Below are 10,051 nucleotides of genomic sequence, written 5' to 3'. Positions count from 1 at the left end.
CCGCGCACGGCCGCAACATCATGCACGCCCTCACCGAACTCGCCACCGGCCGTCCCTGGCTACCCGCAACCGGAACGACCACCTGATCAGTCACGACTTGACAACTACCCCAGCGGGCGGGGCGTCGACGGCGAGTTCGTAGTGTCCGCGTCGGAGGTTCTGAATGAACGCGTGTCCGGCGATGATCACCTGCGTTGTCTTGTCCGTCCGTAGCCCACGCATCGGTCTCAACCACTGTTTCAACTGGCTGTGACAAGCCTCTATCGGGTTGTTCGCATGTTGCTCGACGTGGTGCCACGCCTGCGGGATCAACTCATCCAGCACGCCGGGGTAGACCGGCGCGGCGTCGGTGACGACCTCACTGGGGGTCACCTTCAACGTCGACAGCGCCCGTCGGAAGAACCGCCGGGCCGCGCCGGCGTCGCGACGTGCCGAGACCAGAACGTCGATGACCTGCCCGTACTGGTCGACCGCCCGGTACACGTAGCGCCATACCCCGTTGACCTTGACGTACGTCTCGTCAACGAACCACCTATCGCCCGGGGAGCGCCGGCAGAAGCGGGCGGCGTCGGCCAGCAGCGGCGTGAACCGCTGCACCCACCGGTACACGGTGACGTGATCGACCTCCACGCCACGCTCGACCAACAGCTCCTCAACGTCTCGGTAGGACAGGTTGAAGCGCAGATACCAGCGGACCGCGATCACGATCACCTCTGGCGGGAACCGGAACCCAGCGAACGCCGACTTCGGAGGCAGCCACGGGCCAGGATGGGTCGATGGCTTCACTGCTCAAGTCTGCCTCGATCTTGCCAACGCTCAACGCAACGGTGCCCCCTGGGATCCTTCCTCGACTCCGTCGTCGGCAACGCGCCGATCCTCGTGGACCGGACGAGGGGAAAGCCCCACGAAAAAGGCACCGCCCGGTCGATCGACTACTACGTCGCCGAGTACACGAACGGCCGACACACGTGCCAATCTGTACGGCCACGCAGCCGTAAGCCCGACCCCTCATCGGGAGCCACACGTGGGAGCGACCGGGGCGGACTGGACCGGACGGCGTCGAACCGATGAAGTTGCCAGGCGTCCGAGGACCCGGGCGAGGCGAACGTTCCCGAACCGCCTAGACATGCTCTTGGGAATCTACGGATCAGAAGGTCAGGTAGGCCTGGGCAACCGCGCCTGCGGACTGCCCTGCGGGCGGCCTTCGGCCGTCCTCGGGCGTCCGCAGCGCGTCGTTCTAGAGTCAGCGGATCGTCAGCGAACGCCGTACCGCGTGGTGACTCCCGATCATGCTCGACGGCACGACCGATGCGTCTGACCACGCGGTACGGCACTTGATCACACTCGCCGCTACGTCAGGTCACTTTCCCCGGACGGGACCAAGGTTCGTCCGGTAGGCGCTCCACCTTGTCCCCGTCCGGGGAGGCTGGACGGTCTGGCGACTGACCGACGAGGAGATCCGCTTCCTGGATACAGCCTGTCACCCCGTCGCGGCAGGCGAGGCGTTACAGAGTGCGTCGACGCGCTCGCGCCAGGCGCTTACTTCAACCGGCATGGTGAGCTCGGCGGTTCGCTGATCGGGGGTCTGCACTGAGAAGCGCACCGGCAGAGGATTCGGGCTGGCCATGCGGCAATCAACCATCAGCCGGACGTCTATCCCGCCTGTGCTGCCCGGGACCAACAACAGTGACTGGCCGGTGTCGTGTACCAGCACGCCCGTCTCCTGAGCTCCAACGAAACGAACCATGACCGGTATGGAACCAGCATTCACCACCGTGAGCTGGGCGTCCACCTCGGCATTCCCGGCGTGTCCGGTGCCCCCGCTGGTTGGGCCGGCCATGGCGTTGACCGCGACCGTGGGCGGCTGTGCCTGTTGTTCGCGGCGTTCCTGGAACTTGGCGACACCGACACCGCCAAGCGCCACACCGAGAGCGAAGGTACCGACGAGGTACAGCGCCACACGTTGTCTGGACGGCATGCGCTCACCCGGACTCTCGTCCGATCCGGCAGGATCACCCTCTCTCTGATCTAGGTCGATGAACCCATGCTCTGTTGCCATGCCGAAAGCATAGGGCCGACCTGTCCAGCGCCTTCCTCGTCACCGGTCCGCATCCAGTCCGCAAGAGGCCGACGGACAGCAACAGAGAAGTGTGAGATGTCGCGAATCAATTCCGCTGCTGGACCCCATACGCCCAGGTCGCCATGACGGTCAACTTGATCTCGTAATGCGTAGGTCGCTGATGCGGTCGCTTCCAAGTGATGCCCGGACCTGCGGGTCGCGGAGGACTTTGACCGTCCCGAGTTCGGCGCTTGGATGTCGGTCATAGACCTCGCACACGCACGCGACATCCCGGTCTGGGTTGACGATCCAGTCCTTCGGGCCATCGCCCGCCACAGCGGGTTGCCCGCATTCTCAACCCCAGCGCTGATCGACTACCTCGCCGAGAGGCAGACCATAGCAATCTCCCGCCGCGAAACGACCGTGCGCTGCATGATCAAGGGACGCGTAGGCGACCTGCCTCTGGACGAAGGAAGGTTGCTGGAACTCGCAGAGGACGAGAGATGGATGCCTGGAGCCGTCGCGGCCGTCATAGCCCGCGCGGCAGCATGGGCCGGCGAACACCGTGCAATAGCCCTGTATCGGTGCCTGCTGTCCGAGGCGGAGCGTAACGGTACCGCACCGGTTGGGCAGTGGCTCTACTCCGCCGTTGCGGGTGCCGCCACCGCCGCCAACACACCGGCCGCAGCCAGTCGGCTCGCAGCCATACTCCTCGCCCAAACCATCCACGACCTCGACGCACGCGGCGAATCCGTGGCCCAGCTGCTCGCGGCGGCCCGCCGCGCCCTGTACGACTGCGATGACGTTGACAGCGAGGCAGCCCCCGACCCCCTGCCTCTCTGCAGCCGGCTGCTGAGTGCGTCGGCGAGCGACCGAGTGCTCCCGCACCTGGTCGCTCGTGACGTGCTCACCCGATTCGCTGCCCTTCCCGACCATGACCGCCTCGCCGTCACACAGGCACTACTCGAGTGAACGGAAGGGCCGCCCTGCCACGGCAAGCAAGTACGGATGCCTGATCCGGAGCTGCCAGTGCATCCGCAACAGCGGATCAGTCGCGGCCGAAGCGTTGTCGAAGCGCACGTACTCGTAGGAGCTCACTCCCACGAACTCCCGAGGCCGGCGGGCCAGCACTCGCTGATGCTCTACCGCCCGTGCCCACCTGGTCCACGCCGACCGCATCACTCCGTCACCGTCCCCATCACGAAACTCTGGACTGGTCATCGGCCTGATGGTCGTCGTCCGGGACCTCCGGCTTGTCTTCCTCTATCTCTCGCACCGGGTGACCATGCTCCCGCCGGTCCACCCGGTTTGGTCGGTGCCCGCGCCCCGTCCGGCTACTGCCGCAGGTAGGCATCCCGGGTGCTCGGCGACGCGCCGGTGATGAAGCAGCCGCCGCTTACCACGATGGCGGCTGGTGGTTTGTGGCCTGCCAGCCATGTCAGCACGCTGGCGGCCGTGCCTGCCAGGACGCCGACGATGATGAAAATGGGTCGTGGGCGGATTTCGGCCGGCAGGGCCGACGGCCTCCGGCGGCATGGCGGCGGTGGGCTCGGCTGGCCGAATCTAGCATACGAATCGATATTCATTTTCGATAAGATTGGGCTGTGACGGACGAGTACAGCACTTCCGGTGAGTTCCTCGACATCCTCAGCCGCGACGCCTGGGCGGCGTTGCGCGAACCGGTCACCAGCGCCCTACGGGGTATCGATTCGGCGGTCGGCCCTCTAATCGACCTCGGCGCGGGCAGCGGACGGGGGACGCTGCTGCTGGCCGAACTGGCACCCTCGGCATTCGTTCTGGCCGTCGAGCCGTCCCTGGTCCAGCGCGCAGTGCTGCTCGCCCGGCTGGCCGACGATCCGGTGTTGGCGGAACACGTTTCCGTCATCGCGCAGCGCACCGAGACGGCGCAGTTGCCCGACGCGATCGGCGGGGTCCTCGCGATGAACATGATCGGCCACCTGAGCCCGGACGACCGCCGGCAATTGTGGTGCCGGCTGGGCGACCGGATGGGTCCGGAGGTCCCCTTGGTGGTGAACCTGCAAGCACCCGCGCGTGTGGAGGCGATCCCGGATGCGGACTTCGCCGCTGTGCGGATCGGCTCCTGCACCTACGAGGGCGGGGGGCGTGCCGAGCCGGACGGCCCCGAAGCCGTCGCGTGGCACATGCGCTACGGCGTTCGCGACCAGAAGGGTGACCTTGTCAGCGAGGCGGCGGCCACCTACCGGTGGTACGTCCTCGACGAACAGACGCTGCTCGCCGAACTGGCCGAGGTGGGCCTCGCCGCGCAGCCGTGCGGGCTGGGCGTCTACCGTGCGGCCCGCGTCACTGACTGACCAGCAACGATGCCGGACGCGACCCCGGTCCGACCGGCCGAATCCGATTGGGGGGCGGTCGGCTCCCGAACCGAAGGGAACCGACCGCTACCCGTCAGCCGAGCGGCACCGGAAGGGCCGCCCGGAACAAATCCTGTTCCAGCCAGACGGCGGCCCGGACCCCGTCGGCGGCAGCCTGGCTCACCAGGGTCAATCCGTCGGGCAGGGCCGGGAGCCGGGCGAGGTCGCCGGCGGCGGACACACCCGCGACGGTGGTCCGGGCGAACTCGTCGACCCGCACGTAGCCGTCGGGAAGAAGCTCGGCACCGAGCTGCACCGCCAGCGACGTCTGCTGTTCGACGGGTGCGCGGTGAAACGCCACCTGACATCGCGTACTGCTGCCGTCAGCGAACTGGACGGTGAGATCGTCCAGTTCGCCGGTGAGTTCCGTGACCGGCTCCTGGGTCACGGGAATGCCCAGCCCGCGCAGATTGCCGAGAACAGGTTCGGGCAGCGTGTGCGGGCCGTTCGTCACCACGGTGACTTCCTTGCTGTACCGATCGGCGAGGTAGGCGGCGAGCATCACTTCAGCGGGCTCACGGCCGAACACGACGATGCTCTTGCCTCGTGCCTCCCAGCCGTGGCAGAAAGGGCAGTGCATGACGCTGCGCCCGAAACGCTCCGGCAAGCCCGGGACAGCCCAGGGCCGGTCCACCTGACCGGTGGCCAGGAGCAGACGGCGAGCGCGGTGCCGGTCGCCGTTGCCCAACGTCAGGGTGAAGTCGTCGATGTTCCCGACAGCCTCGGCGGCCCGAGCGGTCACGACTTCGACGCCGGGGTACGGATGCAGCTCACGCCGGCCGGCCCCCAGCAGTTCCAGCGGCGGGAACCCGTCGCGGCTGAGGAACATGTGGATGCCGTCGGCGGGGCTGTTGCGCGGTGGCCCTCCATCGAGAACCAGGGTGCGGCGCTGCTGGCGGCCGAGCACCTGCGCGGCGCTGAGGCCGGCCGCGCCGGCGCCGACGACGATGACGTCGTACTCGTTTCTAGGGTCGGTCATGGCTTCCTTCCAGTGGGTGCAGGGCGTGGTCGTGGATCGTCAGGACACGGTCGGCGCGGTCGGCGACCGCGGGATCGTGGGTGGCGATCAGCACGGCGAGCCCGTCGTGACGCATCTCGCCGAGCAGATCCAGCACTGTCGTCGTGGAGGCCGGGTCCAGGGCCGCGGTGATCTCGTCGGCGAGCAGCAACCGGGGCTGTGCCGCCAGGGCGCGGGCGAGCGCCACCCGTTGGCGCTGTCCGCCGGACAGCCCACCGGGGCGGCGGCCCGCCACCGCAGAGTCGAGGCCGACTCGGGTGAGCAGGGCGTTCACGGTGGCGAGGCGCCCGGCTCGGTCGGTGGTCCGGAAGGTACGCAGCGGCCGGCCGACGGCGGTGGCGATCCGGTGGGCGGGGTTGAGCGTGTCGGCGGGATGCTGACCGACGTACTGGACGGCTTGCAACAGGGCGGAGGGACGGTGCCGGACGGGCCACGGCAGGCGGGTTCCGGCCAGCTCCGCGTGGCCGGCCGTCACGGGGTGCAGTCCCGCGAGTGAGCGCAGCAGGGTGGTCTTTCCGGATCCCGAGGGACCGAGCACGGCGACGCATTCGCCCGCGTTGACGGTCAGATCGACAGCTTGCAGCAGAGGAGTCTGCCCACCCGGACGATCCAGGCGGAGATGGTGGACGCGGAGCACCGTGGCGCCTGCCGCGGGACGGCGGGACGGTACCGGTGGCGACGCTGATGGCGCCGTCCCGAACACCACGACGTGGTCGGCGACCGTGGCGACGAAGTCCCTGTCGTGCGAGACCAGCAGGGTGACGAAACGCGGATCGCCGCGGCGGGCGCGGACTGCGGCGGCCACCAGCTGGGCCGCTGCGCTGTCCAGCGCGCTGGTCGGCTCGTCGAGGATCAGCAGGGGCGGCCGGGCCGCGAGCGCCCGGGCCAGGGCGACGCGTTGCGTCTGCCCGCCGGAGAGCTGGTGCACCCGCCGGGCGTGCAGGGACGCGTCGATGCCGACCTGTTCGAGTGTTATGGCCGCCCGACTGGTGTCCACCCCGGTCTCGGCCACCGACGCGACAGCTGTCAGCAGCGGATGCAACGACTGTGCGGCGTCCTGGACGAGGATCCCCGTATACCGGCGGCGCCACCGACGTGCCGCATCGCCCGGCGCGATGATTTCTCCCTGCCACCGTACGGTGCCGGCGCAGCGGCGCAGCGGCGGTTCGAGGGCATCCAGGACGGCGGCCAGCCACACCGTCTTTCCCGCTCCGGATGGGCCGGTCAGTGCCACCACCTCGCCGGGCGCGGCGTGCAGATCAAGAGAGATGCCTACGGTCCGGCCACCGCGGCCGGTGACGCGCAGGCCGCTGACCTCCAGTCCGCCAACCCGCGTCACAGCGGCCGCCGGGCGTGGCGGGCGGCGGCATTGCCGACGACGGCGACGGTCAGGCTGAGCACTGCCAAAGCTATGGCGGGGGCGATCAGCGCGGCGGGGCTCAGGGCCGCGCCGCTCACGTTTTCCCGGATCATGGCGGACCAATCCGGGGCCGGGGGAGCAGGCCCCAGCCCGAACAGGCTGAGAGCGGCGGCCAGTTGCAGTGCCACCACGAAACGGGCGCCGATCTCCGAACCGGCCAGCGCGGCCACCGCCGGGAGGATCTCCCGGCCCAGGATCCTCGGGCCGGACTCCCCGCGGCCCAGTGCGGCGTCGACGAAGCCGGCATGGCGCACCTGCCGCACCGCGTCGCCGACGATACGCAGCGTCAGCGGGGCCCCGCCGCAGACGGTCGCGGCGATCACCGCCACGGCGCCGGGCAGGGTGACGGCGAAAACCAGGGCGATCAACAGCAGGGGTACGGCGAGAAGCAGATCCGCTGCCGCGTGCAGCAGCCGCGACAGGGGCCCGTCGTGCCACCCCGCCAGCAGTCCGCCGGCGATGCCGATCGCTGCCGCCACCAGTGCTGCCGCCCCGGCGGTGAGGGTCAGATGGCGGCCTCCGGCCAGCACCCGGGACAGCACATCACGGCCCAGGGCATCAGTACCCAGCAGGTTTCCGCCGCCGGACGGCGACCACGGCGCGCCCAGCGGTGCGGTGGGGTCGTGCGGCGCCAGCAGGCTGCCGAACAGGGCGAGACCCAGGACGGTACCGGCGAACGTCACGAAACCGAGCCGGCCGCCCGTCACGATGCTCATGTCATCGCCCGCCGGGGATCGGTCCGTACGGTGACGAGATCCGCTGCCAGCATCCCGAGGACCACGGCCACCGCGGCGAGCATCGCACCGGCCTGCACCACCGGGACGTCGCGGTTAGCGACCGCGCCGACCAGCAGCTCACCCAGCCCCGCATAGCCGAACATGACCTCCACCACCGCGGTGGCAGCGATCAGACCACCCGCGACGACGGCCAGGACCCGCAGAGCCGGTGCGACCAGGAACGGTCCGACGTAGACAGCGGCGATCCGCCATCCGGGAAGGCCGCGCAGCCGGGCATCACGCACGTACGGCCGTGCCACGATGTCAGCAACGAGCCCGCGTAGCAGCATCGCCCCGTAGGCGGCCGCCGGCAGAGCGAGGCTCAGCGTCGGCAGCGCCAGCACCGACAGCCCCGGTGGGCGCCCGTCGGCCGGCAGCAGCGAGATCGGCGGGAACCAGGCCAGCATCCCGGCGAACACAGCGGTCAGCGCCGCGGCGACGACCACCTGCGGGACGGCGGCGGTGGCTGTCACGACGGCGGCGACCAACCGGCCGGCCGGCGAGCCCGCACCGGCGGGCCAGGCCCACGCCAGCATCAGCGGCACGGTCACCAGGAGTGCGGCACCGGCCAGCGCGGCTGTCGCGGGCAGTCGCTGACCGATCACGTCCGCCACCGGCCGGCCCGAGATCAACGAGACGCCCGCGTCCCCGCGAAGCAGGCCAGCGGCCCACTCCAGGTAACGCCGCCACACCGCGGCGTCCAAGCTGGTGGCGGCCCGCATCTCGGCCAGCTGCGCCGCGGTGGCCCGCCCCGCTGTGCGGGCCTCGGCGGCGTCGCCGGGCAGCGCCTCGGTGGCAGCGAACACCATCACCGAGACGCCGACCAGCAACAGTACGGCGCGGACCAGGGCCCGCAGGATCATCATGACAGCCGTACCTGATCGATGAAGAGCCGTCCGAAGCCGGCGCCGGTGGGCAGACCCTGCACTCCGGAACGGGTCAGGTCCAGGCCGTCGCCGGTGCCCCACACCACGTACCCGCCCTCGTCGCGAACCTGCTGTTGCAATGTGCCGAGCACGCGGTTGCGCACGCCCTCGTCCGGCTCGCCCAGGGCCTTGTCCAGCGCCGCGTCGAACTCCGGCCGCTTCCACGCCGTCTCGTTCGTCGGCGAGCCCGAGATCAGCGACACCCGTGCCACGTCGAAGAAGGGGATACCGCCGAAGTAACCGGTGTAGAAGTCCTGCTGGCCCCACACCGTGGTGAAGTAGGTGTCCGGCGGGGTCATCTTCACCTCAGCGGTGACACCGATTTCCTTCAGTTGCGAGGCGAAAAGTGTTGCGGCGGTGTCCATCCCCGGATAGGACGTCGTGGTGTGCAGCGTGACGGTCAGCCCGTCGCCCTGCCCCGCATCGGTGAGAAACTGCCGTGCCTTGGCCACATCACGGGTACGCGGGGTCAGCCCTTGAGGCGCGGACGGATCCGCCGGGGCGAGCAGGTCGTCCTGTGGTTGGCCGTACCCGAGGAATGTGGCCTGCACCAGCGCCGGCCGGTCGGCGGCCAGCTTGAACGCCTCGCGGACACGGGGGTCGTCGAACGGTTTACGGTCGGTACGCATCACGAACGGGTACATGGTGACCGCCGGCCGGCGGACCAGGCTCAGGTCGGTGCGGCCCTCGGCCTGTCGCGCCGCCGCCGGCGCGATGCTCGCGGCCACGTCGGCCTGCCCGGACAGCACGGCCTGAGCGCGGGCCTGCGGGTCGGCGACCGCCCGGACCTCGATACGCCGCAACGACGGCGCGGTGCCCCACCAGCCGTCGCGGCGTTCCAGCACGGCGCTCTGCGCGTCGTCGCTGACCAGTGTGAACGGTCCCGACCCGGGTACCGCGGCGGTGAAGTCGTCGCTGCCCTCCGGGACGATGAACGTCATGGATTCCAGGGCTCGCGGCACCTCGGCGAACGGCTTGCGGCTGACGACTTCCACGGTGTGGTCGTCGACCACCCGCGAGGCGGCGAGATCGAAAGCGGCCAGCCGGCCGTAGTTCTCCGCCGCCTTACGGTCGATGCGGCGCAGCGAGTAGAGCACGTCCGCGGCCCGCACGGGCCTCCCGTCGGAGAAGGTGGCGTCGCGGCGCAGGGCGAACTGCCACTTCGTGAGGCTCCTGTCCGGTTTCCACGACTCCGCCAGTCTCGGCTGGGTGCGTCCGTCGGGGCCCTGTCCGGTGAGCACGTCGTACATCAGCGCGAACCGCACCGCGTCGGATTCGTTGCCGAGCCCGCCGTGGGGGTCGTCGCTCGCGGTGGCCGGTGACCCGACCGTTACGTATCGCAGGGTGTCCGGGGGTGTCGCGGTGGCCTGCTCGGAATCGCCGCATGCGATCAGCGACGCGGCGCCGAGCAGGGCGACGAGGGTCAGGGTGATACGGGTTCTCATGGGTGCCTTCTGTT

General features: G+C 69.7%; 10 protein-coding genes. 3 read left to right on the top strand and 7 right to left on the bottom strand.

Annotated elements, in window-relative coordinates; translation table 11 throughout:
* Positions 1–90: 90 nt before the first annotated feature.
* Positions 91–756 (bottom strand): IS6 family transposase, encoded by a 666-nt coding sequence (locus AB0G14_RS29905; RefSeq protein WP_357703105.1) that lies wholly within the window; start codon positions 754–756, stop codon positions 91–93.
* A 724-nt stretch (positions 757–1,480) separates the two neighbouring features.
* Positions 1,481–2,059 carry a hypothetical protein gene (locus AB0G14_RS29900; protein WP_357703099.1) on the bottom strand — a complete coding sequence of 193 codons (579 nt, stop codon included), beginning with the start codon at positions 2,057–2,059 and terminating at the stop codon, positions 1,481–1,483.
* A 255-nt stretch (positions 2,060–2,314) separates the two neighbouring features.
* Here AB0G14_RS29900 and AB0G14_RS29895 point away from each other — a divergent pair, with 255 nt between their 5' ends.
* The 3 genes from AB0G14_RS29895 to AB0G14_RS29885 all read left to right on the top strand — a co-directional run bounded on the left by AB0G14_RS29895 (position 2,315) and on the right by AB0G14_RS29885 (position 4,392).
* A complete protein-coding gene (locus AB0G14_RS29895) occupies positions 2,315–3,031 on the top strand; it encodes a hypothetical protein (RefSeq protein WP_357703097.1) in 717 nt (238 codons plus the stop codon).
* Positions 3,032–3,418: 387 nt separating this feature from the next.
* Complete coding sequence (locus AB0G14_RS29890; RefSeq protein ID WP_357703095.1) at positions 3,419–3,667, top strand: hypothetical protein; 249 nt, start codon at positions 3,419–3,421, stop codon at positions 3,665–3,667.
* Positions 3,664–4,392, top strand: a complete 729-nt coding sequence (locus tag AB0G14_RS29885) for a class I SAM-dependent methyltransferase (RefSeq protein ID WP_357703093.1) — start codon at positions 3,664–3,666, stop codon at positions 4,390–4,392. The genes AB0G14_RS29890 and AB0G14_RS29885 overlap by 4 nt, the downstream gene beginning before the upstream one ends.
* 94 nt (positions 4,393–4,486) lie before the next feature.
* Here AB0G14_RS29885 and AB0G14_RS29880 read toward each other — a convergent pair whose 3' ends face one another.
* Genes AB0G14_RS29880 through AB0G14_RS29860 form a run of 5 tightly spaced genes read right to left on the bottom strand, consistent with a single transcriptional unit; the run spans position 4,487 to position 10,037 of the window.
* Positions 4,487–5,431 carry an NAD(P)/FAD-dependent oxidoreductase gene (locus AB0G14_RS29880; RefSeq protein WP_357703091.1) on the bottom strand — a complete coding sequence of 315 codons (945 nt, stop codon included), beginning with the start codon at positions 5,429–5,431 and terminating at the stop codon, positions 4,487–4,489.
* A complete protein-coding gene (locus AB0G14_RS29875) occupies positions 5,418–6,809 on the bottom strand; it encodes an ATP-binding cassette domain-containing protein (protein WP_357703089.1) in 1,392 nt (463 codons plus the stop codon). Before AB0G14_RS29875 ends, AB0G14_RS29880 begins: the two co-directional genes overlap by 14 nt.
* Positions 6,806–7,606: an ABC transporter permease subunit gene (locus tag AB0G14_RS29870; protein ID WP_357703087.1), complete on the bottom strand. Its 801-nt coding sequence runs from the start codon at positions 7,604–7,606 to the stop codon at positions 6,806–6,808. The genes AB0G14_RS29875 and AB0G14_RS29870 overlap by 4 nt, the downstream gene beginning before the upstream one ends.
* Positions 7,603–8,532 carry an ABC transporter permease gene (locus AB0G14_RS29865; RefSeq protein ID WP_357703085.1) on the bottom strand — a complete coding sequence of 310 codons (930 nt, stop codon included), beginning with the start codon at positions 8,530–8,532 and terminating at the stop codon, positions 7,603–7,605. The genes AB0G14_RS29870 and AB0G14_RS29865 overlap by 4 nt, the downstream gene beginning before the upstream one ends.
* Positions 8,529–10,037 (bottom strand): ABC transporter substrate-binding protein, encoded by a 1,509-nt coding sequence (locus AB0G14_RS29860; protein ID WP_357703083.1) that lies wholly within the window; start codon positions 10,035–10,037, stop codon positions 8,529–8,531. Before AB0G14_RS29860 ends, AB0G14_RS29865 begins: the two co-directional genes overlap by 4 nt.
* Positions 10,038–10,051 lie beyond the last annotated feature (14 nt).

Source organism: Micromonospora sp. NPDC023814, from assembly GCF_040639595.1.
Lineage (GTDB): Bacteria > Actinomycetota > Actinomycetes > Mycobacteriales > Micromonosporaceae > Micromonospora.
This window is presented reverse-complemented; position numbering and strand designations above follow the sequence as displayed.